We start from the raw sequence: 24,436 nt of genomic DNA on the forward strand, positions 1-24,436 counted from the left end.
ACAAAAGACAAAGGCGTGGTCGGCAGCTTGTTTGAGCAATTGTCAGCATCGCAGCGAGCTCCACCGCAGAACGCAACGCCGCCGTTGCGAATCCTCAATGCCCAATGCCCAATCCCCAATGCCCAATCCCCAATCCCCGTCCCACTAGCGCCCGCCTGCGCAAATCCCAGTGCCTTCATTAGCTTAGAACCTTTGGGTTACAGCCTTTCTGGCGCCGCTTTACTACAGTCGGTGTTCCCGTGCCGATAAGCTTCGCTCAGGGGTTTTCACTTTTCGATGGGGCAATGCAATGCAAATGACACGCTTGGCGCAGCCGGCCGTGGCCGATATTTCCTTTGGTGCCACCCGGCGCCTGTGCCTTGCGATTGGGTTGGCGTTGCCGGCACTCAGCTTTGCGCAGGTGCAACCGACTCCCGCCAATGCCGAGCAGGCCGTGGCCGAGCCGGCGAAAGCGCCGGTCACCGCCGCACCGGCAACTGCCAAGGGCTATCCGCTCGAAGCACAAGGTTGGGGGGCCAAACAGGGCGGCAATATGTGGCAGGTGCGCTGGGCCGAAGACTGGTCGTATCTAAAGGACCCGTCCAAGCGCAAAAGCCCGTTCGATCCGCTCAAGTTCATCCCGCTCAATCAAGACGGCGATGTGTATGTGTCGCTGAGCAACGAGCTGCGCATGCGCAGCAACACCATCACCAATCCGGGCCTGGTTCCCGGTAGTCATTCGCAGCAGCAGTATCTGCTGCGCGCGTTCTTCGGCGCGGATTTCCATGTCGGCGAACACTTCCGTCTGTACACGGAGTTGGCGCACGGCAGCCTGGATGGACGCAACGAGGGTACCAAGACCGGCACCCAGGAAAACAACGCGATCCTGCAGCAGGTGTTCTTCGACGTGAAAGGCCGTATCGGCAGCGCTGACACCGGCTTGCGTGTTGGTCGCCAAGTCTTCGTCGATGGCCCCGCCACGTTGATGGCGTTGCGCGACAACACCGATATTTTCGTGACCTTCAACGGCGCGCGCGCCTGGGCAATCGGCGACAAGACACGGGTTGACGTGTTCGATTTCAATTTCAACCTGGATGGCACCGAAGGCCTGGGCGACGATCGCATCGACCGCTCGCGGCACTTCCGCGGCGTGGTCGGCGGCTATCGCTTGCCGACCGCCAAGCCGATGTATCTGGAGCCGTTCTTCTACCAGTTCCGTAACGACAACCAGGTCTGGGGCCGCCAGACTGCCGAAGAAAACCGCAATTACTACGGCCTGCGCCTGTGGGGCAACGTGGGTAAGCTGCGTACCGATTCATTTGTGACCGTGCAGCGCGGCAGCTTCGGCGGACGCGATCTGCGCGCCTACATGGCCAGCACCTCCAACGCGTGGTCGTTGAGCGAATCGGGCTGGAAGCCGCGTCTGGGCTTCCATAGCGAAATCGCGTCCGGCGGCGGTGGCACCTCCGGTACCGGCACGTTGCGCAACAACAACTTCCTGTACGGCAACACGATCTACTTCAGCTGGGCCACGTTCTTCGGCCCGGTGAACCTGGTCACCGCCGCACCGACGTTCACGTTCTCGCCGACCTCCAAGATCACCGTGAATCTGGAATGGGAAACGCTGTGGCGCCAGACCACCAGCGATGCGATCTACAACAATCAGGCACGCGCCTACGCACGCACCCAGAACACCGGCGAACGCCGTATCGGCACCATGCCGCGCATCAATGCCACCTGGAATATCGACCCGAATTGGTCGGTGACCTTCCGCGCCGAACACCTGATGGCAGGCCCGGCGTTGGAGAAAGCCGGCTACGGCGATTCGACCTTCGTGATGGGCTGGTTGAACTTCCGCTTCTAAGCGCCAGGTACTCGATGCGCCTGCGCGCATCGGGTCGTTCTGCCATCGCTGTTATGCATGCATGCCGCTTCCTGTCTGGGGCGCGGCATGTTGCGTTTGGGCATTGCGGCTTAGGCCATTGCGCGTTGCGCCAGGCGTGCACTCAACAGCAGTGGCGAGCGCGCCGATTCGGCGAATATCGGCTAAGACAATCAGCTGCAAACTTATTGGAGCGATGCGTTTTTCCCGCGACACATCCGATGGATGCACCGTGCCGATGGAGCATCGCCGGCTCTATTGAATGGCATTGGCCTGACGTTGTTCTGTGATCCGGCTGGCCGGCAATGGCCAGCGGTACTCAGCCGCCCCGTCTTCGCGGCGGGCGTACTGAGCCAGGATCAGATGCTTGCCGTCGCCATCGACTTGCAGCGGGCGCGTCTGTCCGCGCAGCGCAAGCGGTAGTGCGGCAAGTCGCTGCGTCAACGGCGTTGCGTCGGCCGGGTGATCGCGCAACCACAGCATCGTCGAAACAGTCCGCAATGCAGCGGCAGTGTCCTGCAGCTTGTGTTGGTAATTGGCGTAGTCTGGACGCGACACGCTTGCCAACAGGCAACCGCTGGCATTAGCCACGCAGGTCACCGATGTGGTCTCGGGCACCGGAACGCTGTCTTGCGGTAACGCCTGATCCTGCGCCAGCACTGCCAGCACCGGCGCGCTGCAGGCCCAGGTAAAGGTCGGCGCCAACAGGGCCTGGGTGCGCTCGCCGTCCAGCAGCTGTGGCCCTACGCGCTCCAGCCAGCCACGATCATGCGGAGCAGGCGCGTCCTGCAGCAGCGAGAACACCATCCGCGATTCGCCATGCAGCGCATGGCAGAGCGAGATCTCTTGCGTCGTCGCCGGTGCGAACGCCGCGGCACAATGCATAGGCAGCGACTGCTGGGCGGGTAGCTCGGCCAGCATGTCGGCAAACAGTTGCGCATTGCCACGCAGCATCGCCGCGCCGATCATCGTGATCGCCAGATTGTCGCTGCTCCGCATCAGCACACGGGCAACCTGCGCATCGGTGCAGACGCCGGACAAGGCCTGGGTGGTGCGCCCCTGGACGAAATCCAGGGCGCTGGCCGTCATCGACAACGGCATTCGCGGCAATTCGGGCAACGGCGTATCGCCCCGTGACCGGAATGGGCTGCGGTAGTCGGCGTAGTTCGCCAATGCCCGCATCCTTGCCAACATCGGAGCCTGTGTCACTAGCGCATCGGCATAGGCCTGCGGATCTTCGCGCACGCGCTGCACGCATCCGCCTGCGCTGGCCGTGCACAGCGCGGGCGCGGTGGAGGGCCAACGTGGCAAACGCGGATAGCCCGCTGCGGTGCTTTGAAATGGCACGCGATCTGGCAGCCGATTGAATCGTTCCACGTCCTGGGCCAGCACTGTCTCGCGCTGCGCTTCCGGGATCGCGTACGACAGCGACCACAGCGCGCCGAACATATTGGACCCGCGCAACGGTGGCAGCGGCTGACGCAGCTGCGCCAGCGCCTGACGCTGCGCTTCGGGAATCGGCCAATGCCTGGAGACCGCGTACACCGCCACTGCGGCCGCGAACAGGATGCAGAGGCCGAGCAAGGCCGCTTTGAAAAACTTGGCAATCATGTGCATACATCCTTCCCAGGTGCCGCGCATCTTAGTGCCATCGGCGCAGGCCTGCGACGGGCAGACGCAACCGTGTCGCCGCAGGACATTGTGCGATCTGCAGACGCGCATGTAGGCAAGCACAAGGCGTTGCGGTGCCCAGACGCACGCGAAGCATTTTTGCCAATCCCGAATGCACGCAGCCAAATCCGCGCGACATTGCCACCGAGCGCGGCCGAATGCATACACTATGCCGATGTCCGAATCCCCCACTCCGCACGCACGCCCTTCCCTGCAACGGGTCTTTCTGACCGGATTGCTCACCTTGCTGCCTGTCTGGTTGACCTGGGTGGTGGTGAAGTTCGTTTTCTCGCTGCTCTCCGGCATCAGCAGCCCCTGGGTGGTGCCGTTGTCCGAACGCATCGCGGCCTCGTTCCCCGATTATCTGGGCTGGTTCAAGGCGTTATGGGTGCAGAACACCATCGCGCTGATCGCCACGGTGGCCGTCATCCTGTTTGTCGGCATCCTGAGCCGGCGCGTGATCGGCCAGCGCCTGCTGCACTGGTTCGAAGCGATCATGCGGCGCATTCCGCTGGCCAGCGTGGTCTACGACAGCGCGCGCAAGCTGCTCGATATTCTGCAGACCCAGCCCGGCAGCACCCAGCGCGTGGTGCTGATCGACTTTCCGCATCGCGATATGAAGTCGGTAGGTCTGGTCACCCGCGTGATCAAGGAGCAGGGCACCGGCCGCGAGCTGGCGGCGGTGTATGTGCCTACCACGCCGAACCCCACCTCCGGCTACCTGGAAATCGTGCCGGTGGAACTGCTCACGCCCACCGACTGGAGCGTGGATCAGGCGATGAGCTTCATCATTTCCGGCGGCGCAGTGGCGCCCGAATCGGTTCCCTTCACCCGAACTGCGGATCGCTAAGACCATGACACAGGTGCGTACCCTAGACGATCGTGCGGTACGCCTGTTCATTGCACTGGCAGCCTTCTTCTGCGTCAATGCGGCGCTGGCCGAATTCATCGGCGTCAAGATCTTCGCGCTGGAAGACACGCTCGGCATTGCGCCGTTGAACTGGAATCTGTTCGGCCAGAGCGGCTCGCTCAGCTTCACCGCCGGCACCTTGCTGTGGCCGGTGGTGTTCATCATGACCGACACCATCAACGAGTTCTTCGGCAGCCGTGGGGTGCGCTTCATCTCGTGGGTGGCTGTCGTCCTGATCGGCTACGGCTTCGTGTTCGCATTCGCGGCTATCGCACTGGCGCCGGCTGGCTGGTGGGTCACTGCGGCGCAGAACCAGGGTGTGCCGGATTACCAGGCCGCATTTGCGGCGGTGTTCGGGCAAGGCCTGTGGACCATCGGCGGCTCGCTGGTGGCATTCCTGTTTAGCCAATTGATCGATGTCTCGGTGTTCCACCGCATCCGCGGCGTCACTGGCGAAAAACACGTGTGGCTGCGCGCCACCGGCTCCACCGCGGTCTCGCAGGTGGTGGACAGCTTCGTGGTGATCTACATCGCCTTCGTGCTGGGCCCGCAGCATTGGTCCATTGACCAGTTCCTGGCGGTGAGTACGCTCAACTACATCTACAAGATGGGCTTTGCGGTATTGCTGATCCCGCTGTTGTATCTGGCGCGCCGCGGCATCACCGCATACCTGGGCGCCGAGCGTGCTGAACAGCTACGCCAAGAAGCCGCTGCCGACTAAGCCGCGCGGCTCCGGCCAAGGTCATCGCCCCGCAATGTGTTGCGGTGACACCACCTGACCGCAGTGGTCTTCATCATTGCGTAGCAGGCGAGCGCAGCGTGCGCTCTGGCCCACGCGCGGCATTTCTCCACATGCCGCAGCGCACCACACCACGCAGGCGCAGCACCGCGCCCATGCGCCGCATGAATTGCCGATAGGCGGTATGACTCTAATGGGTGGCCGTAACCGTGCGGATCGGGCAAGCTCCCCGCTCGCTTGTTTCCGGAGCCGGTAATGCCCCTTCGCTTTTCCCGCCTGCTGTCCCTGGCCATGGCCGTCCTCGTAAGCCTGTCGCTGGCGGCGCCGGCCGACGCGGCCAAGAAGAAGACCGCCAAGGCACAGACAACGCAAACGCGCGCGAAGGCGAGCAAAGGCAAGAAGACCGCCAAGCCGGCAGCCAAGAGCACCAAGGGCAAGGGCAGCAGGGCCGCTACGGTCAGGCCACGCGCGGTTGTCGCGCCGGTGGTGCTGACCAAGGCGCAGCAGCTCAACCTGTTGTACGACCAGTACTGGGACGCCTCGCTCAAGCTCAACCCGCTGCAGGCCACCTTCCAGGGCGAGAGCCGCTACAACGACCAGTTGCCGAACTTCCTGTCGCCTGCGTTCCGCCAGCAATCGCATGACTTCACCGTGCTGTGGTTGGGCAAGGCCGAGGCACTGGGGCCCGATGGGCTAAGCGGGCAGGATCTGCTCAGCTACCAGATCTTCGTGCGCGATGCGCGCAGCGCGCTGGCCGCCGAGCAGTTCCCCAGCTGGATGCTGCCGATCAACCAGTTCTACAACATCGCCAGCATTGCAGTGGTGTTGGGCTCGGGTACCGGCGCGCAGCCGTTCAAGACGGTCAAGGATTACGACAACTGGTCGCGGCGTGCGCTCGGCATCCCCGACCTGTTCGAGCAGGCCATCGCCAACATGCGTGCCGGCATGCAGGCCGGCGTGGTGCAGCCCAAGGTGCTGATGCAAAAGGTGTTGCCGCAGCTGGACGCGATCATTGCGCGCAATGCCGAAGACAGCCTGTTCTGGGGCCCGGTGCGCAACCTGCCCGCCGACATGCCCGAAGCCGACAAGCAGCGCATCACTGCCGAGTACAAGCGCATGATTGAAGTGCGCATCATGCCGGCCTACCGCGCATTGCGCGGCTTCATCGCCACCGAATACCTGCCCGCCTGCCGCGACAGCGATGGCCTTGCCGCCTTGCCGAATGGTGCCGCCTGGTACGCCTACGACGTACGCCAGAGCACCACCTCCGACCTAACACCGGAGCAGGTACATCAGATCGGCCTGGATGAGGTCGCTCGCTTGCAGAGCGAAATCCAGACATTGGCCAAACAGGTCAAATTCCGCGGCACCCTGCCCAAGTTTTACAAGTTCATGCAGACCGACCGGCGCTTCAGCTACCGCAGCGACACCGAGTTGCTGGGCACGTACCGCAGCCTGCAGGGCCGCGTGCAGCTGGCGGTACCGCGGCTGTTCAACACTCAGGGCATGCCGGCGCTGGAAGTGCGCGCGGTGGAACCGCAGCGTGCGCAATCGGCTGCCAGCGGCTCGTACATGCGCCCCAGCGGCAACGGCAGCACCCCGGGCATCTTCTACGTCAATACCTCCGACCTGCCCTCGCGCAAAACCTGGGAGGCCGAGAGCCTGTATCTGCACGAGGCCGTGCCCGGCCATCACTACCAGCTCGGGTTGCAGCAGCAGCTGACCGATTTGCCCAAGTTCCGCCGCCTGGGCGGCGAGACGGCGTACATCGAAGGCTGGGGCCTGTATGCCGAATCGTTGGGCCGCGAGCTGGGCCTGTATCAGGATCCATACAACTATTACGGCTATCTGCAGAATGCGTTATGGCGCTCGGTCCGCCTGGTCACCGACACCGGCCTGCACAGCAAAGGCTGGACGCGGAACCAGGCCATCGACTACATGGTGGACAACTCGGCCATGACCCGTACCGATGCCGAAGCCGAGGTGGATCGTTACATGGCCATCCCCGGTCAGGCGCTGGCCTACAAGGTGGGCGAGATGAAGATTGCGCAGTTGCGCGAACAGGCGCAGCGCGAGCTGGGCCCACGCTTCGATGTGCGGGCCTTCCACACCGAAGTGCTCAAGGACGGTTCGGTGCCGCTGGATATCTTGCAGAACAAGATCCAACGCTGGATCGCTACACAGAAGGGCTGAGGCAAGCGGTCGCGGTCGTTAGACGGCGCTGACGTCGTCAGGCGCTGGTTAGCGTTGGCTTTGAGGCGGATTTGCCTTGTGTGGTCTCGTGCAACGCCGGCACCGCCTCGCAAGCTGCTTTCTGCGGGCAAGCCCCAGCTTCCCAGGTTGATCGCAAGATGGATTGTGAGCGCGTTTACAGGCCCGGTCAGTCCGCCAAACGTGCCGCCGCCAATGCGGCGATATCGCGTGGTGTGGTGCGGCAGCAGCCACCGACCAAGCGCGCGCCGGCCGCCAGCCACTGCGCATGCTGGTCGGCCAAGGTGAGCGCAGTTCCGTGGCCGGCATGCCAGCGTTTGTCGCTGGCGTCGTAGTGCTCGCCGGAGTTCGGGTACACCACCAGCGGTAACGCGGTCAGCGCCGACAGGCTGTGCAATGCGTCCGTCACCTGATCCAGCGCAATGCAGTTGATACCTATCGCGATCACCTGTGTACAGGCATCCAGGGCCGGCACCACCTGCGCCAGCGGCGTGCCATCACTCAGGTGCGCGGCGTCGCGCAAGGTGAAGGAAAACCACGCATGCAGCTGCGGAAACTCGTGTTGCAGCAACCGCCGCAACGCCACGATTTCGCCGGCCGCTGGCAATGTTTCGCAGGCCAGCAGATCTACGCCCGCCTCAGCCAGAGAAGCAATGCGCGGGCGATGGAAGTCCATCAACTGCTCCACCGGCAGCACGTAGTCGCCACGATATTCCGAACCATCGGCCAGATACGCGCCATACGGCCCAACCGAGCCGACCACCCACAACGGCGCGGCCTGCGGCTGCGCGTGCAGATGGTCGGCACGTGCCTGCACCGCCAGTTCCACGCTGCGTGCGATCAACGCCTGTGATTGCGCAACATCCAACCCGCGCGCGGCAAACCCCAGCGGCGTGGCCTGATAACTGGCGGTGATCGCGCATTGCGCACCGGCAGCGAAGTAATCGCGATGCACCTGATAGATCAACTGCGGCTGCTCCATCAGCACACGCGCCGACCACAGCGTATCGTTGAGATCGCATCCGCGCTGTTCCAGCTCGGTGGCCAGCGCGCCATCCAGCACCACGTAACCGTCGTGCTGCAAGGCCTGGCTGAAAGGGGCGTTGGCGCGCGGATGGCGTGGAAGAATCGTCATGCGTGCAGTCTCCGGGTCGCAAGCCATTGGGTGAGTGCGTAGGCGCCATAGCACAGCGCCACGAACGGAATGCCGCACCACAACGCGATGCGCTGCTGCGGATCGAATGCCAGCCCGATGCAGGCCAGCAGACACAGCGAAAAGCCGAGGATCGGCGTCCATGGGTACAACGGCGCGCGATACGCCAACGTTTCCGGCGCAACGCCATCGCGCAGCAGTTGGCGACGGAAGCGGTAATGCGCGGCGCAAATGCTCAACCACACCACCACCACCGCAAACCCCGAGACCGCCGAGATCGCAACGAACACGGTGTCTGCCGCATACACGCCCGTGAGCAGTGCCAGTAACCCACCCAACATGCTCAGCGACACCGCACGCAACGGAATGGCGCGGCCGGTCAACCGCGCCAAGCCCGACGGCAAGGTGCCTTCGTTGGCCAACGACCACAGCATGCGCGCGGCGGCATACAGACCGGAATTGGCCGCGGACAGGATCGCGGTGAGGATCACCGCATTCAAGATGTCTGCCGCGTACGGAATGCCCAACAACTCAAATGCGCGCACGAACGGGCTGGTCTCCACCGCCGCCTGTTGGGCAGGCAGCAGCGCCGCCAGCACCAGCACCGTGCCGACGAACAACACCACCAACCGGACCAGCGTGGTGCGGATCGCCAGTGGAATCGCGCGCGTCGGCTGCGCGGTTTCGCCGGCGGCCACACCAATCAACTCCGTCCCGGAAAATGCAAAATTCACCGCCACCATCGTCATCAAGATCGGCAGCGTGCCGTGCGCGAACCAGCCTTCGGCGCGCAGGTGGCGCATCCCGGGTGCGGGCGACCCATCGGCCAGTGGCAGCACGCCGATCACCGCCGCACCACCCAGCACGATGAACACCAAAATGGTGACGACCTTGATCAACGAGAACCAGAACTCGCCTTCGGCAAACCAGCGCGCCGACACAGTGTTCAAGCCAAAGATCAGCGCGCAGAACAGCAGACACCACGGCCACGCCGGGCTGTGCGGAAACCAGTACTGCATGCAGAACGCGGCTGCAGTCAGGCTCGAGCCCAATGCCACCGTCCAGGTCAGCCAATACAACCACGCCACCACGTAACCGGTGGCCGGACCCAGATAACGCGCGGCATACACATGAAACGCGCCGGTCTGCGGCATCGCTACCGCCAACTCCCCCAGGCATTGCATCACCAGGTACACCACCAACGCGCCGAGCAGATACGCCAGCACCGTGCCCAGCGCGCCGGTGCTGGCAATGATGTACCCGGTATTGAAGAACAAGCCGGTACCGATCACGCCGCCCAGCGAGAGCATCACCAGATGGCGCACCTGCATGCTGCGCTGAAACCGCGGTGCAGTGGTGGACGATGGTTCGGGCATGGGCGCGCGTGATCGGGGGCGCTCTATCCTGCCACGCGCACGCAGACGGGCACAGCCGTACGCAGGCGAGCTGTGACGCAGGGCCTGCTGCTCAGTCGCTGACGGTTATGCTGCCGATTGGTTTTTGCTGACTCTCCCCATGCCACACCATCGCCGTGCCGCCTTGCACACATCGTTTTGCCGCCTCGCTAGCCTGAACTGGCCTGGGCGCTCACCCACTCCACATAGCGCAACGTGCGCAGGCACTGCTGACCGTGCTGCGCTTTACATCGCAGGCACGCGTCTGCGCTATGCATGCAGGCAGTGGTCTAACACCTCGATATCCTCCGCATTGCCGATGGCGCTACTTCGGAGCGCCGCATGATGCTCGCTGGAATCCACCACGTGGCAATCATCGCCGGCGACTACGCGGTGTCCAAACAGTTCTATTGCGAGATTCTGGGCTTGCGTGTGCTCGATGAGCATTACCGACAGGCGCGCGACTCGTGGAAGCTGGATCTGGCGCTGCCCGACGGTGGGCAGATCGAGCTGTTCTCGTTCCCCAACACGCCACTGCGGCCCAGCCGTCCGGAAGCGCGCGGCTTGCGCCACCTCGCCTTTCGCGTCGAAGACCTGGATGCCGCCGTCGCGCATCTCAACGCACACGGCGTAGCAACCGAAGACATCCGCATCGACGAATACACCGGCCGCCGCTTCAGCTTCTTCGCCGACCCGGATGACTTGCCGCTGGAGTTGTACGAGGTCGGCTGAGCTGGCGTGCAAAACCCGGCGGTGCTGCGGCAATCTCATACGTGCCGGGGGCATCGCACTTCGTCAGGCACCGCGTCAACTCTTGGCGCTGACGGCGGACACTCCCCAGCTGCCAGGACTGTCGGACGTCAGCCACCGGGCGCCGCGTGAACGCACCCTGCAGCGCGTCTTTCCCGCACCATACTCCACGGTATACATTCGCGATCAGGCCGCCGACGGTGGCCCTAGCAATCCCTGGGAGGGGAATCATGCGCAAGACCTACAAGACCCTGGTGCTGGCCCTGCCGCTGGCCGCCGCCTCGCTGCTGGCCCAGGCTGCCGAGTCGCCGGTAGGCCGCTGGACGACCATTGACGACGAAACCGGCAAGCCCAAGTCGGTGGTGCAGATCGAGCAGGCCGCCAACGGCACGCTGACCGGCAAGGTGATCGAGATCCTGCAGTCCAACCATGGGCCCAACCCGACCTGCGACAAATGCGATGGCGCGCTCAAGGGCAAGCCGATCAAGGGCATGACCATCCTGTGGGGCCTCAAGCCCGACGGCACTGCGGTATGGAGCGGCGGCTCGGTGCTCGACCCGGCCAAGGGCAAGACCTACAAGTCCAAGATCACCCTCACCGACGGCGGCAAGAAGCTGCAGATGCGCGGCTATGTCGGCATCGAAGCGCTGGGCCGCACCCAGACCTGGGTGCGTGAGTAACCGGGAAACGGGAATCAGGAATCGGGAATCGGAAATTGGGAATCGTAAGAGCGGGCGCCCTTTGGGGCGCCTTTTTTTTATGTTCGCCAGATCAAGACCCCTGCGAGAGGGACGGCAGTAGCGCTGGAAGCGATCGTGCCTACACGTGCCAAACGCCGGAACGCATCAGCGGCACGGCAACCGACCGCTGCAACCGATTCCCGATTCCCAACTCCCCATTCCCCATTCCCACTAATGCGATAATCGCGCGTCCCCCGCACTACGCCTGCCATGACCCGCACCGCACTCGTCACCACTGCCCTGCCCTACGCCAATGGCCCGCTGCATCTTGGTCATCTGGTCGGCTATATCCAGGCCGATATCTGGGTGCGCGCGCGCCGGTTGCGCGGCGACAAAACCTGGTTTGTTTGCGCCGACGACACCCACGGCACGCCGATCATGCTTGCTGCCGAGAAGGCCGGGGTGACCCCGGAAGCCTTTATCGCCAGCATCCAGGCCAGCCACGAGCGCGATTTCGCTGCGTTCGGGGTGACCTTCGACCATTACGACTCGACCAATTCGCCGGTCAATCGCGAGCTCACCGAGGCCTTCTACACCAAGCTGGAGGGTGCCGGTCACATCAGCCGCCGCTCGGTGGCGCAGTTCTACGACCCGGCCAAGGGCATGTTCCTGCCGGACCGCTACATCAAGGGCATCTGCCCCAACTGCGGCAGCGCCGACCAGTACGGCGACAACTGCGAAGTCTGCGGCGCGACCTATGCACCGACCGAGCTGAAAGAGCCGAAATCGGTGATCTCCGGCGCGACGCCGGAGCTGCGCGATTCGGAACATTTCTTCTTCGAAGTAGGCCATTTCGACGGCTTCCTGCGCGAGTGGCTGGCTGGCGATGTGGCGCTGCCCGGCGTCAAGGCCAAGCTCAAGGAATGGCTGGATACCGAGGGCGGCCTGCGCGCCTGGGACATTTCGCGCGATGCGCCGTATTTCGGTTTCCAGATTCCCGGCCAGCCGGGCAAGTATTTCTACGTGTGGCTGGATGCGCCGATCGGCTACCTGTGCAGCTTCAAGACGCTGTGCGCGCAGATGGGCGAAGACTTCGCATCGCATCTGCGTGCCGGCACGCAGACCGAGCTGCATCACTTCATCGGCAAGGACATCGTGAATTTCCACGGCCTGTTCTGGCCGGCGGTGCTGCATGGTACCGGCCACCGCGCGCCAACCCGCCTGCACGTCAATGGCTACCTGACCGTGGACGGCGCCAAGATGTCCAAGTCGCGCGGCACCTTTGTGATGGCGCGGACCTTCCTGGATGTCGGCCTGGAACCCGAAGCGCTGCGCTATTACTTTGCGGCCAAGTCTTCCGGCGGGGTGGACGATCTTGACCTCAACCTGGGCGATTTCATCGCGCGGGTGAATGCGGACCTGGTCGGCAAGTTCGTCAACCTGGCCAGCCGCTGCGCCGGTTTCATCGGCAAGCGCTTCGACGGCAAGCTGGCCGAGGCACTGCCCGATGCAGCGCAGTACGACCGCTTCGTCGCCGCACTGGCGCCGATCCGCGAGGCCTACGAGCGCAACGATGCCGCCAGCGCGATCCGCCAGACCATGGCGCTGGCCGACGAGGCCAACAAGTACATCGACGACACCAAACCGTGGGTGATCGCCAAGCAGGACGGCGCCGACGCGCAGCTGCAATCGGTGTGCACGCAGGGCCTGAACCTGTTCCGGATCCTGGTGGCCGCGCTCAAGCCGATCCTGCCGCGTACCTGTGCCGAAGCCGAAGCGTTCCTGTCGGCACCGATGACCAGTTGGGAGGACGTGATCCGCCCGCTGACTTCGCACACGATCCAGCCCTACACCGCCTTGTTCACCCGTATCGACCCCAAATTGATCGACGCCATGACCGACGCTTCCAAAGACACCCTCGCTGCACCGGCTGCAACCAGCACCAAGCCAGCAGCGGCCAAGGCAGATGCAAAGCCTGCTGCACCCGCCAATCCCGAGTCCCCAATCTCCACTCCCAGCTTCGTCGGCATGGACGACTTCGCCAAACTCGATCTGCGCATCGGCAAGGTGCTGGTCTGCGAATTCGTGGAAGGCTCGGACAAGCTGCTGCGCTTCGAACTGGATGCCGGCGAGCTAGGCAAGCGGCAGATTTTCTCGGGCATCCGCGCCAGCTACGGCGAGCCGGAAACGCTGGTCGGCCGCAGCGTGGTGTTCATCGCCAACCTGGCCCCGCGCAAGATGCGCTTCGGCATCAGCGAAGGCATGATTCTGTCGGCCGGCTTCGACGGCGGCGCCCTGGCGCTGCTGGATGCCGATAGCGGCGCGCAGCCAGGCATGCCGGTTAGGTGATGGGATTGGGGATTGGGGAATTGGGATTCGTAAGAGCCGGTTTTGCTCGGTCTGCAAGATCTGCCAATTGCGAGTTTGAAATCGCAGCACTCACCACTCCAAACATGGCATTAGGCTTGAGGGCGGTTGACAGAACCTGCTGAAAACACGAAATAGTTAGGCAGGTGCGGAGCCGCGCTATTAAGCCCCTCTCCTCGCGGGAGAGGGTACGAGGCGAAGCCACACGGGACTGGCAACTGCACGTGGCTTCGCCTATACCCTCATCCGCTCCTGCGGGGCACCGTCTCCCCCATAAAGGGGGACAATGTCCCAATGGGAGAAGGAAAATCAGCAACACCGCTTCAACCCATCCCCAATCCCCGCCCCATGCACCTAGCCCTGTTCGACTTCGACCACACCATCACCACCTGCGACACCTATGAGCGTTTCTTGCGCAAGGTGGCGACGCCGGCGCAGCTGGCGGCGGCGAAGTGGCAGGTGCGACCGTGGGTGCTGGGGTATCGGATGGGCGTGGTGGCCGCAGCAGCATTGCGCGCGCGGGTGACGCGATTGGTGTTCAGCGGCCGCTCGCTGGATGATATTAGCGCGCATGGTGCCGAGTACGCGCGCACTGCCCTGCCGGGCGTGCTGCGTCCCGAGATGATGCAACGCATCGACTGGCATCAGGCACAGGGACATGAAGTAGTGCTGGTCTCGGCATCGCTGGATCTATATCTGCACCCGTGGTGCGCAGCGCATGGGCTATCGCTGATCTGCAACCGGCTGGAACATGCTGCAGGCGTACTGACCGGACGTTATGCCGAAGGCGATTGCGGCCCGCACAAGACGACGCAGATCAAGGCGCGCTACGACCTGCCAGCTTATGCATGCGTGCATGCGTACGGCGACAGCCGCGAAGACAAACCGATGCTCGCGCTTGCGCAACAGCGCTGGTATCGCGGTAATTTGCTGCCCTGAGATGGCCGCGATGTCCGCCCCTGCCCCCGATCTGGTCGAGCGCCTCGACCGCCTGCTGCCGCAAACCCAATGCGGGCAATGCGGGTACGACGGCTGCCGCCCGTATGCACAGGCGATGGCAGATGGATTAGCCACGATCGACCACTGCCCACCCGGCGGCGACGCGGGGGCACGCGCATTGGCGCAGGTGCTGGGCGTGCCGGCATGTCCCTACGATCGCAGTCGCGGCACGCACAAATTGCCGCAGGTGGCCTGGATTGTGGAAGCCGATTGCATCGGCTGCACCAAGTGCATCCAGGCCTGCCCGGTGGATGCCATCGTCGGCGGCGCCAAGCACATGCACACGGTGATCGCGCCGCTGTGCACCGGCTGCGAACTGTGTCTGCCGGCCTGCCCGGTGGATTGCATCGAGTTGCACCCAGCCGGCTGAGTGCGATGCTCAGCGCGATGCCGCGATCTGTGGACGCGTGCGTGGCCACCGGTTCACGCATATCGCGTCACGGTCCCACGTTGCGCAAGCCAGATCTGAGCGAGCGCGAATTGGAGATACGCCCCCGATCAACCAGCTGATCTGCCGCATCCGGCTAGGGAATGCCAGAAACAGGGCATCTACGACACCGCAAGCGGACCAACATTTGATCGAAACCCGGGTTGTAACCGTGTATGGCTGCGCACCATCTACATGCGCCACGAAGATCTGCGCATAGACAGAGCGATGCGCCAAGCTGCGACCGGGAACATCCATCGAGCTCACGGGTCCACCGTTGCCTGTGCATGCCACTTGATTGCGGCGCCCGCATGCGCCCACCGGCGCTGCACCATGCGCGCTTGCCTGCGCGTATTCATCACGCGGGTTGCCGCTGTGCTCACTCATCGCAACAAGCCCGCCAGAACCAGCGCGCGCCACGCAGACAGCGGGCATCCAGAGCGCTTCATGCGTCACGCCGGAGTCGAACCACACATCCCGTTGCCAGCGACTCCAGGCCATTCGCCCCGGCCCTCCAACCCACGTGCTGTCAGAAACGTCCTGACGCAACCGGCGCATCCGTGCTGCGGCCGCGCCCGTATTGGTAAGCACTCCCATCGAGGATCTGTCGATGCGCCCACTTGCCGCTGCCCTCACTGCGCTCAGCGTCCGTTGCCGGCCAATTCCGCCGGTGCTGCTGGTGCTATGCAGCCTGCCACTGAGTGCAGCGGCAGTGACGCGGGTGGATGGCGATGCCTTCGATGGCGACAGCGGCGCGTTGCGGTACCGCGAATCGCATTGGCTGCTCGACGACGGTGGGCGGCTGGTGCTGTACCGCTGCCCGGACGGGCGTGCGTTCGCGCGCAAGCAGGTCGACGGCGGCGGCACTTCGCCCGATTTCAGCCTGATCGATGGGCGCGATGGGTATCGCGAAGGTGTGCGCCAACGCGAAGGCGTGCGCGAAATGTTTCAGCTCGCACCCGGCAAACCCGAACGCCGCACCACGCTGCCGCCGAGCGCCGGCGCACGGGTGATCGATGCGGGGTTCGACACCTATCTGCGCAACCAGTGGGATGCCATCGCAAGCGCGCCGCAAAAGGTGGATTTCGTGCTGCCCAGCCTGCAGCGGCAGCTGGGCTTCCGGGTCGAACGCATGGGCGATGCTGCAGGTCAGCGGCGCTTCCGCATCAGTCTGGATGCCTGGTACGGCGCGGCGGTGCCCTCGCTGGAGGTGCGTTATTCGATCGCCGACAAACGCCTGCTCGAATTCCGCGGGGTCGGTAATCTGCGCGATGCGAACGGCCGCTATCCGCGCGTGCGCATCGTCTTTCCGGACACCGCTGCGCGCGCGGCCAGTGCCGAGGAATTGCGCGAGGCGCGCGAGCAGCCGCTGGCCAAGTCGTGCAGCGCCCCGTGAGCCAGGCCCGCGCCATCTTCACGTTCGACCACGCGCCGGTGCGTACAACGGCCCGGGCACCCATTCCCCGCACTGGAGCACCATCGTGGCAAAAGCCTATCTCTGGATCAATGCAGTGCTCTACGTCGCCCTGGCGGTGTGGTGCACGCTCTCCCCGGCCAAGACCGCAACCGCGGTGGGCTATACCCAGCTCTCGCCGGCCGGGCAATCCGAATACCTGGTCATCTACGGTGGCCTGCAGCTGGGCATGGCGTTCCTGTTCGGCTATTTCGCATGGACCGATCAAGCCCGCACTGGGCTGGTGGTCGCCCTTGCGTTCTATGTCCCGATCGTGCTGTTCCGCAACGTCGCGCTCGCGCGCTTGTGGCCGGTCTCCGCACCCACGGTTACGCTTGCCGGCGTGGAGATCGTGTTGCTGCTCGCTGCAGTGCTGCTGTGGTTCCAACGTAAGTGAAAGACACGCTCAGCCCAGTCCGGTAGCATCGCTGCTACCTAACCCAACGCCCGACCGCATGAGTGCCATTCCTGGCCACGACGACGATGAGACCGGACGCCTGCTGACCGCAACTGCGGGCGGCGACCGGCATGCTTTCGAAGTGCTGTACCGGCAGACCTCCGCCAAGCTGTTCGGGGTGTGCCTGCGCATGATCCCGCAACGCGCCGAAGCCGAAGAGGTGCTGCAGGATGTGTTTACGCTGATCTGGCACAAGGCCGGGCAATTCGACCCGAGCCGCGCACGCGGGCTCACCTGGCTGGCGATGATTGCGCGTAACAAGGCAATTGATCACCTGCGTGCCAACGCGCCGCAGCGCCGCAACGTGGCGCTCGACGATGCCGGTGAACTGCGTGCCAGCGATGCCTCGCCGCTGGAGCGCACCGAGCGCGCCAGCACGCGCCGGCGCATCGATCATTGTCTGGCCGAACTGGAACCGCCGCGCAGCGAGTTGATCCGCACGGCGTTCTTCGAAGGCATCACCTACGAAGAACTCGCCGCGCGCACCGACACGCCGATCGGCACGGTCAAAAGCTGGATCCGTCGTGGTCTGGCCAAACTCAAGGCATGTCTGGAACGATGAGCACGCCCTTTCCCATCGACCAGGAACCGCCGCGCGACGTGCTTGCCGGCGAATACGTGCTTGGCCTGCTGAGCGCAGAAGAACGCCTGGCGGCCGAACAACGCGTTGCCACCGACGGACAGTTCGCCCAGGCCGTCCTGCAGTGGCAGGAACTGCTGGCGCCACTGCTGGAAGAAATCGCGGCGGAGACGCCACCGGAGCAGGTGTGGGCACGTGTGCGCCAGACGCTGGGCTTCGATACGCCCTTGCGTGCGGTGCCGTCTGCGGCGCCGGTCAGCACCAATGCGCCGGCAGCACCGTTGTGGAACAACGTGCGGTTCTGGCGCTGGGCCAGCGTCGGTGGTCTGGCCACTGCAGCGGTCTGCGTGCTCGCCCTGCTCAACCTGCGCACGCCGCCGGCACCGGTGCAGCCGCCGCCGACCGGCGAGGTGGTGCAGACCCCAGTCACCCCGCCAGCCACAAATCCGCCTGTCGCAACCGGGATCGCCATGACCTCGACCCTGGCTACCGAAGACGGTCGCCCTGGTTACGTGGCCTTGATGGATGCCGACAAGCACACCATCACGGTGACGCCGCTGGACCGCACTGCCACCGTCGGCAAGGTACCGGAGCTGTGGCTGATCACCCCCGATGGCAAGGCGCATTCGATGGGCACGTTCGACGATCAGCGTGCACGGCGTGCGCAGATCCCCGATCAGTTGATGCCAATGCTCAGCAACGAGGCGCTCCTGGCCGTCACGCTGGAACCGCCGGGCGGCGCACCGGGTGGTGTTGCCACCGGCACTGTGGTTGCGAAGGGCGGCATCAGTACGCTGGCAATGGCGCCCTGATTCAGCGCGCCTGACCTCGCTTGCGAGCACATCGCAAGCGAGGCTCCATCGAAAACAGCCTCATCCGCGCCAGTGTTCTCCGGCGCGGGCAATGTGTGCGCAGTTGCGCGATTCATTCGCGACGCCAAGCGAACCCCGCTCATGCATGCGACGATCAAGCGGCCTGGTGCATCTGTTTGCCGGCAGCTTCCGTATTGGGCCACGACTAACCATGGAGAATCACGCGTGCCGAGCACTGGCCTCGACCCTCGCGCCGCAGCGCCGCAGCCCGCAGCCACGCCACCGCGTGGCGGGTTGGCGGCGCGCATCGGCAGCCTGCGCCGCTGGGTGGATTCGCAAACAGACGAGCCCCTGGACGAAGCGCGCGCCGATCGCATCGACTGGCTCCGCGCACTGCCCTTCATCGCATTGCACCTGGCCTGCCTGGCGGTGTTCTGGGTAGGCGCGTCCTGGTTTGCGGTGGGTATGGCGGTGGCGTTGTATGCGTTGCGCATGTTTGCGCTCACCGGGTTTTATCACCGCTACTTCTCGCACCGTGCGTTCAAGACCTCGCGGGTGCTGCAGTTCGTCTTCGCCGCCATCGGAGCCACCTGCGTGCAGCGCGGGCCGTTGTGGTGGGCAGCGCATCATCGCAACCACCATCGGCATACCGATACCGGCCGCGACCCGCATTCGCCGGCGCAGCACGGCTTTTGGTGGAGCCATACCGGCTGGTTCCTGACCCCGCGTAATTTCCGCACCGATTGGGAAGTGATTCCCGATCTGCGCCGCTTTGCCGAACTGCGCTTTCTGGACCGCTTCGACATCGTGATGCCGTTACTGCTGGCGCTGGGCCTGTACCTGCTCGGCGACTGGCTGGCGGTTGCGGCGCCCGCGCTGAAGACCAGCGGTGCGCAATTGCTGGTGTGGGGCTTTGTGATCTCCACCGTGGCGCTGTTCCATGCCACCTTCACCATCAACTCGCTGGCGCACCGCTTCGGTAGCCGGCGCTTCGACACGCGCGACGACAGCCGCAACAACTGGCTGCTCGCCTTGCTCACCTTCGGCGAAGGCTGGCACAACAATCACCACTTTTTCCCCGGCTCCGCGCGCCAGGGCTTGCGGTGGTGGGAATACGACGTGACCTGGTACGGACTCACCGCGATGTCGTGGGTGGGGCTGGTCTGGGACCTGAAACCCATGCCGAAGAAGCTCACCCAGCGCGCCGAACGGGTGACGCGATGAGCGAGGGCAGGATTGCCGTGGTCGGCAGCGGCATCGCCGGCCTCGGCGCGGCGTGGCTGTTGTCGCGGCGCTACGAAGTGACCTTGTTCGAGGCATCGGATTATCTGGGCGGCCATACGCACACGCACGACATCCGGTTGGAGGGTCAGCGTTACGCAGTGGATAGTGGCTTCATCGTGTTCAACCCGCAGCATTACCCACTGCTCACGCGGATGTTCGCCGAGCTGGATGTTGCCGCGCAGGAGACCACGATGAGTTTTTCGGTACACGATGCGCGCAGTGGGCTTGAATACAACGCCGGCAGCCTGGGCGGGTTGTTCTGCCAGCGCCGCAATCTGCTCAGCCCACGGTTCTGGGGCATGCTGGCCGACCTGCGCCGCTTTTATCGCCAGGCACCAGCGGTGCTGCACAGCGGCGAGCGTTTCAGCACGCTGGGTGCGTATCTGCAGCGGCACGGCTATTCGGATGCATTTCGCGACCAGCACCTTGTACCGATGGCGTCTGCGCTGTGGTCTTCACCCTCGCAGACCATTCTCGAATTCCCCATGGGCCAGCTGATCGGCTTCATGGCCAATCACCACATGCTGCAAGTGAGCGGGCGTCCGCAGTGGCAGGTGGTGCGTGGCGGATCCAACAGCTATGTGCGTGCGTTGAGTCGGAGCTGGCAGGTGATCGAACGCCTGTCCACACCGGTGCGGTCGATCCGTCGCACGCCCAATGGCGTGGTGCTGGAGGCATCGCGTTGCGAGGAACACTTCAACCACGTGGTGCTGGCCTGTCATGCCGACGATGCGCTGGCCTTGCTCAGCGATGCCACGCCAGCCGAGCAGCAGATTCTGGGCGGCATCACGTATCAGGACAACGATACCGTGCTGCACACCGATGCCAGCGTGCTGCCACGCGACCGACGCGCCTGGGCAGCATGGAATGCGCATGTGCCGGCCGACCCCAATGCCGCCTGCACGGTGAGCTATTGGATGAACGCACTGCAGTCGATCAGCTCCCCGCAGCAGTTCATCGTCAGCCTCAATCGCGATCACGCTATCGACCCGAGCAAGGTGCTGCGGCGCATGCGCTATCGCCACCCGGTACAGAATGCAGCCGCACTTGCAGCGCAGACGCGCAAGGCCGAGATCCAGGGCGTGCAGAACACCTGGTTTGCCGGCGCAGCGTGGGGCTTTGGTTTCCACGAAGACGGCCTGCGCAGCGGTGTGGATGTCGCGCAGGGCCTGGGAGTGCAGTGGTAATGCAGCTGCTGCGCGAAGCCCACACCGACGCGGCGCCGTTGCCCTCTGCCGAGGGCAGCGGCGCCGGTCGCGTGGTGGAGCCGTTGCGCAGCGCGATCTACACCGGTTGGGTGCGGCACCGCCGATTCATGCCCAAAGCACTGCAATTCCGCTATCGCCTGTTCCTGATGTATCTGGATCTGTCCGAACTGGATCAGGTGTTTGCGCAGCGCTGGTTATGGTCGGTGGGGCGCGCCAACCTGGCGCAGTTCCGGCGCAGCGATTATCTAGGCGATGCGAATATTCCGCTGGACCAGGCGGTGCGCGATTGCGTGCAGGCGCACACCGGCGAGCGCCCCGAAGGCGCGATTCGGCTGCTCACGCACTTGCGCTACTTCGGCCACGTGTTCAATCCGGTCAGCTTTTACTATTGCTTCGATCGCCACGACGGCTTGCGCTGGATCGTGGCCGAAATCACCAACACGCCCTGGCAGCAGCGTCATACCTATGTGCTGCCGGTTGCGCAGGCGCGCACGCATCGCGATGTGCATGCGTGGCGCTTCGACAAGCGCTTCCACGTTTCGCCGTTCATGGGCATGCAGCATCGCTACGACTGGCGCTTCAGCGTGCCGGACGCGCAGTTGCGCGTGCACATGGACGTGCTGGACGCCGTCGGCGACGATGCCGGCGGCGCCATCGACAACAGCGGCACGCGCCGCTTCGACGCCACCTTGGTGCTGCAACGGCAACCGCTCACCGCGCGCAATCTGGCGCGCACCTTGCTGGCTTACCCGTTGATGACGGTCTGGGTGGTGGTCGCCATTCATTGGCAGGCCTTGCGCCTGTGGCTGCGCGGCAATCCTGTCCACGACCATCCTCACCCGCCTGTGCGAGAACCCCGATGAACGCCACGTCCCTGCCCGATCACGCTGCGCCGCGCGCGGCTTCCTGGTCAGACCGTCTGCTGCGCAAGCGCTTGCTGGCCACGCTTGGCGAATTGCGTGATGGGCAACTGCAGCTGCAGGAAGGCGGCACTGTCACCACGCTGGGCACGGCCACTGGAGCGGAGGCCTTGCAAACGCAATTGCGCGTGATCGATCCCGGCTTTTATCGCCAGGCCGCGCTCAACGGCAGCGTCGGTGCGGGCGAGTCGTATATGGATGGGCAGTGGCAGTGCGATGACCTGGTGGCGTTGATGCGGCTGCTGCTGCGCAATCGTGAGCGATTGGATGCGATGGAAACCGGTACCGCGCGTGTGGGCGGCTGGGCCATGCGCAGCCTGCATACGTTTGCGCGCAATACCCGCAGCGGCAGCCGGCGCAACGTCGCTGCGCACTACGATCTGGGCAACCCGCTGTTCAAGCTGTTTCTGGATGAAAACCTGATGTATTCGTCGGCTATCTTCGTCGATGGCGAAGAAGCGCTAGGCGAAGCAGCGCTGGAGCGTGCGGCCACCCGCAAGCTCGAACGCATCTGCCAGAAATTACGCCTGGGCCCGCAGCATCATGTGGTGGAGATCGGCACCGGCTGGGGCGGCTTTGCGCTGCATGCTGCACGCGAACATGGCTGCCGCGTCACCACCACCACCATTTCGCGCGAGCAGTTCGATCTGGCCACGCAACGTATCGCCGCAGCCGGTTTGAGCGATCGGGTGACGGTGCTATTGCGCGACTACCGCGACCTGGAAGGCCGCTTCGACCGCGTGGTGTCGATCGAGATGATCGAAGCGATCGGCCACCAGTATCTGGACACGTATTTCGCCAAGGTCGGCAGCCTGCTGGCCGACGATGGCGAGGCGCTGATCCAGGCCATCACCATCGAAGACCACCGCTACAAACAGGCGCTGCACTCGGTGGATTTCATCAAACGGCATATCTTCCCGGGCAGTTTTATTCCTTCGGTGGCGGCAATGACCGGTGCGATTGCGCGCGTCAGTGATCTGCGCCTGTTCAATCTGGAAGACATCGGCCCGAGCTATGCGCTGACCTTGCGCGCATGGCGGCAGCGCTTTATGGCGCAGTTGCCGCAGGTGCGTGCGCTGGGCTACGACGAGCGCTTCATCCGCATGTGGGAGTTCTATCTGGCGTATTGCGAAGCCGGTTTCCTGGAACGCTCGATCGGCGATGTGCATTTGTGGCTGAGCAAGCCCGGTGCGCGCCCGCCGCAGTTCGTGCCCGGCCTTGCTGCCGACGCATGAAGCAGCTCGGCAACTACCTTGGCCTGCAGGTGCTGTGGCTGGTGGCAGTCAGCGCGGCTGCGCATGCGCGCATCTGGCCAACGCTGCTGGCGCTGGCTGTGTTCGCGCTTTACCAGCTGTGGCCATCGCGACGTGCGCCGGGTGATGTGCCGTTGATGATCGCGGCGTTGTCGCTGGGATTGCTGCTGGACACCACGCTTGCCGCCGCCAACTGGGTGCGCTACGCCGCGCCGTGGCCAGGCAGCCTGCTGGCGCCACCGTGGATCCTGGCGTTGTGGCTTGGCTTTGCACTCACCCTCAATCATTCGCTGGCCACGGTGATGCAGCGGCCGTGGCTGGCAGTGCTGCTCGGCGCCATCTTCGGTCCGTTTTCGTATTGGCTGGCGCAACGCAGCTGGCACGCGGTGGAATTTCAATCGCCTTACCTGCACGCCGTGCTCGCCACGGGCATTGGCTGGGGCGTGGCTTGCGGCGTGTTGTCTCTGTATGCACGCCGGCTGGCGCGACCATCGCCTGAGCACATCGCCGGAGAACTGCAATGAATGCCTGGCCGCTGCTGCATGTAGGCGTGTTCGCAAGCGTGGTCATGGTGATCGGCTGGCTGTGGCAACGCCGCAGCGGCAACGCTGGCCCGGTCGATGTGTTGTGGGCGAGCTGCCTGGCAGTGGCTGCACCGTATTGCGCGTGGGTGTCCGATGGCGCCGTGCTACCGCGCGTACTGGTGGCGATTCTCGGCGGCGTATGGGGTGCGCGGCTGGCGCTGCATCTGGGCGTGCGCGTGTTCGGCGACCCGCACGAAGATGGCCGCTATCGCGCGCTGCGCGAGCATTGGAACGGCAGCCAGAGCAAGTTCCTCGGGTTTTTCCTGGCCCAGGCGGTGGTGGTGATGCTGTTCGCCGTGCCGTTCCTTGCTGCTGCCAGCAACCCGCGCCCTGACTGGAGCGTGTGGACCAGCCTCGCCATTGCGGTGTGGCTGATCGCGGTTGGTGGCGAGGCGTTGGCGGACCGGCAGTTGTCGGCGCACAAGGCCAACCCTGCCAATCGCGGCAAGACCTGTCGCACCGGTCTATGGCGGTACTCACGCCACCCCAATTATTTTTTCGAGTTCGTGCACTGGTTTGCGTATCTGGCGCTAGCCGTGGGTGCTGGCCCGTGGCCGGTGGTGTTGTGCGCGCTCGGCCCGGTGGTGATGTTCGTGTTTCTGTATCGCTTCACCGGCATCCCCTACACCGAGCAGCAGGCACTGCGCTCGCGTGGCGAGGATTACGCCCAGTACCAGCGCAATACCAGCGCGTTCTTTCCGCTTCCCCCTTCGTCCTGAGTTG

At 64.2% G+C, this 24,436-nt stretch carries 22 protein-coding genes; 19 read left to right on the forward strand and 3 right to left on the reverse strand.

Features of this window, described 5'->3' with window-relative positions; translation table 11 throughout:
• The first annotated feature begins 289 nt into the window (after positions 1-289).
• Positions 290-1,843 (forward strand): alginate export family protein, encoded by a 1,554-nt coding sequence (locus KWO_RS14830; protein ID WP_017113000.1) that lies wholly within the window; start codon positions 290-292, stop codon positions 1,841-1,843.
• A gap of 273 nt (positions 1,844-2,116) precedes the next feature.
• On the opposite strand, the gene KWO_RS14835 is transcribed toward KWO_RS14830, so the two are convergent.
• Complete coding sequence (locus tag KWO_RS14835; protein ID WP_010366123.1) at positions 2,117-3,472, reverse strand: hypothetical protein; 1,356 nt, start codon at positions 3,470-3,472, stop codon at positions 2,117-2,119.
• 235 nt (positions 3,473-3,707) lie between these two features.
• On the opposite strand from KWO_RS14835, the gene KWO_RS14840 reads away from it, so the two are divergent.
• The 3 genes from KWO_RS14840 (at position 3,708) to KWO_RS14850 (ending at position 7,374) form a co-directional block, all read left to right on the forward strand.
• Complete coding sequence (locus KWO_RS14840; RefSeq protein WP_010380413.1) at positions 3,708-4,382, forward strand: DUF502 domain-containing protein; 675 nt, start codon at positions 3,708-3,710, stop codon at positions 4,380-4,382.
• Positions 4,383-4,386: 4 nt separating this feature from the next.
• Positions 4,387-5,163, forward strand: a complete 777-nt coding sequence (locus KWO_RS14845) for a queuosine precursor transporter (RefSeq protein WP_010366119.1) — start codon at positions 4,387-4,389, stop codon at positions 5,161-5,163.
• A gap of 273 nt (positions 5,164-5,436) precedes the next feature.
• On the forward strand, positions 5,437-7,374 hold the full coding sequence (locus KWO_RS14850; RefSeq protein WP_010380415.1) for a DUF885 domain-containing protein: 1,938 nt from the start codon (positions 5,437-5,439) through the stop codon (positions 7,372-7,374).
• A gap of 187 nt (positions 7,375-7,561) precedes the next feature.
• Here the strand turns inward: KWO_RS14850 and mmuM are convergent, their stop codons facing one another.
• Positions 7,562-8,527, reverse strand: coding sequence for a homocysteine S-methyltransferase (mmuM, locus tag KWO_RS14855; RefSeq protein WP_010380417.1), 966 nt, complete (start codon positions 8,525-8,527; stop codon positions 7,562-7,564).
• Positions 8,524-9,921, reverse strand: coding sequence for an S-methylmethionine permease (gene mmuP, locus KWO_RS14860; protein ID WP_010380419.1), 1,398 nt, complete (start codon positions 9,919-9,921; stop codon positions 8,524-8,526). Before mmuP ends, mmuM begins: the two co-directional genes overlap by 4 nt.
• Before the next feature lie 360 nt (positions 9,922-10,281).
• On the opposite strand from mmuP, the gene gloA2 reads away from it, so the two are divergent.
• The 15 genes from gloA2 to KWO_RS14940 all read left to right on the forward strand — a co-directional run bounded on the left by gloA2 (position 10,282) and on the right by KWO_RS14940 (position 24,432).
• Positions 10,282-10,671, forward strand: coding sequence for an SMU1112c/YaeR family gloxylase I-like metalloprotein (gene gloA2 / locus KWO_RS14865; RefSeq protein WP_010380421.1), 390 nt, complete (start codon positions 10,282-10,284; stop codon positions 10,669-10,671).
• A gap of 248 nt (positions 10,672-10,919) precedes the next feature.
• Positions 10,920-11,369, forward strand: a complete 450-nt coding sequence (locus KWO_RS14870) for a DUF2147 domain-containing protein (protein WP_010366107.1) — start codon at positions 10,920-10,922, stop codon at positions 11,367-11,369.
• 270 nt (positions 11,370-11,639) lie between these two features.
• Positions 11,640-13,718, forward strand: a complete 2,079-nt coding sequence (gene metG / locus KWO_RS14875) for a methionine--tRNA ligase (protein ID WP_010380422.1) — start codon at positions 11,640-11,642, stop codon at positions 13,716-13,718.
• 366 nt (positions 13,719-14,084) lie between these two features.
• Positions 14,085-14,675 (forward strand): HAD family hydrolase, encoded by a 591-nt coding sequence (locus KWO_RS14880; RefSeq protein ID WP_010366101.1) that lies wholly within the window; start codon positions 14,085-14,087, stop codon positions 14,673-14,675.
• Position 14,676: 1 nt separating this feature from the next.
• Positions 14,677-15,105 (forward strand): Rnf electron transport complex subunit RnfB, encoded by a 429-nt coding sequence (gene rnfB, locus KWO_RS14885; protein ID WP_017113004.1) that lies wholly within the window; start codon positions 14,677-14,679, stop codon positions 15,103-15,105.
• A 667-nt stretch (positions 15,106-15,772) separates the two neighbouring features.
• Complete coding sequence (locus tag KWO_RS14895) at positions 15,773-16,558, forward strand: hypothetical protein (protein ID WP_010380426.1); 786 nt, start codon at positions 15,773-15,775, stop codon at positions 16,556-16,558.
• An 85-nt stretch (positions 16,559-16,643) separates the two neighbouring features.
• Positions 16,644-17,012, forward strand: coding sequence for a DUF4345 family protein (locus KWO_RS14900; protein WP_010380428.1), 369 nt, complete (start codon positions 16,644-16,646; stop codon positions 17,010-17,012).
• A 58-nt stretch (positions 17,013-17,070) separates the two neighbouring features.
• Positions 17,071-17,634 (forward strand): sigma-70 family RNA polymerase sigma factor, encoded by a 564-nt coding sequence (locus tag KWO_RS14905; RefSeq protein ID WP_010380430.1) that lies wholly within the window; start codon positions 17,071-17,073, stop codon positions 17,632-17,634.
• Positions 17,631-18,464, forward strand: a complete 834-nt coding sequence (locus KWO_RS14910; protein ID WP_010380433.1) for an anti-sigma factor — start codon at positions 17,631-17,633, stop codon at positions 18,462-18,464. Before KWO_RS14905 ends, KWO_RS14910 begins: the two co-directional genes overlap by 4 nt.
• 225 nt (positions 18,465-18,689) lie before the next feature.
• Positions 18,690-19,688, forward strand: coding sequence for an acyl-CoA desaturase (locus KWO_RS14915; protein ID WP_017113007.1), 999 nt, complete (start codon positions 18,690-18,692; stop codon positions 19,686-19,688).
• Complete coding sequence (locus KWO_RS14920; RefSeq protein ID WP_010380439.1) at positions 19,685-20,935, forward strand: NAD(P)/FAD-dependent oxidoreductase; 1,251 nt, start codon at positions 19,685-19,687, stop codon at positions 20,933-20,935. The genes KWO_RS14915 and KWO_RS14920 overlap by 4 nt, the downstream gene beginning before the upstream one ends.
• The gene (locus tag KWO_RS14925; protein WP_010380442.1) at positions 20,935-21,819 is read left to right on the forward strand and encodes a DUF1365 domain-containing protein; all 885 of its coding nucleotides are present in this window, start codon (positions 20,935-20,937) and stop codon (positions 21,817-21,819) included. The genes KWO_RS14920 and KWO_RS14925 overlap by 1 nt, the downstream gene beginning before the upstream one ends.
• A complete protein-coding gene (locus KWO_RS14930; RefSeq protein ID WP_010380444.1) occupies positions 21,816-23,111 on the forward strand; it encodes an SAM-dependent methyltransferase in 1,296 nt (431 codons plus the stop codon). Before KWO_RS14925 ends, KWO_RS14930 begins: the two co-directional genes overlap by 4 nt.
• Positions 23,108-23,653 (forward strand): DUF2878 domain-containing protein, encoded by a 546-nt coding sequence (locus KWO_RS14935; protein WP_010380446.1) that lies wholly within the window; start codon positions 23,108-23,110, stop codon positions 23,651-23,653. The genes KWO_RS14930 and KWO_RS14935 overlap by 4 nt, the downstream gene beginning before the upstream one ends.
• Positions 23,650-24,432 carry a DUF1295 domain-containing protein gene (locus tag KWO_RS14940; protein ID WP_010380448.1) on the forward strand — a complete coding sequence of 261 codons (783 nt, stop codon included), beginning with the start codon at positions 23,650-23,652 and terminating at the stop codon, positions 24,430-24,432. Before KWO_RS14935 ends, KWO_RS14940 begins: the two co-directional genes overlap by 4 nt.
• The last annotated feature ends 4 nt before the right edge of the window (positions 24,433-24,436 follow it).

This window comes from Xanthomonas vasicola pv. musacearum NCPPB 4379 (assembly GCF_000277895.2).
GTDB classification, from domain to species: Bacteria; Pseudomonadota; Gammaproteobacteria; order Xanthomonadales; family Xanthomonadaceae; genus Xanthomonas; species Xanthomonas vasicola.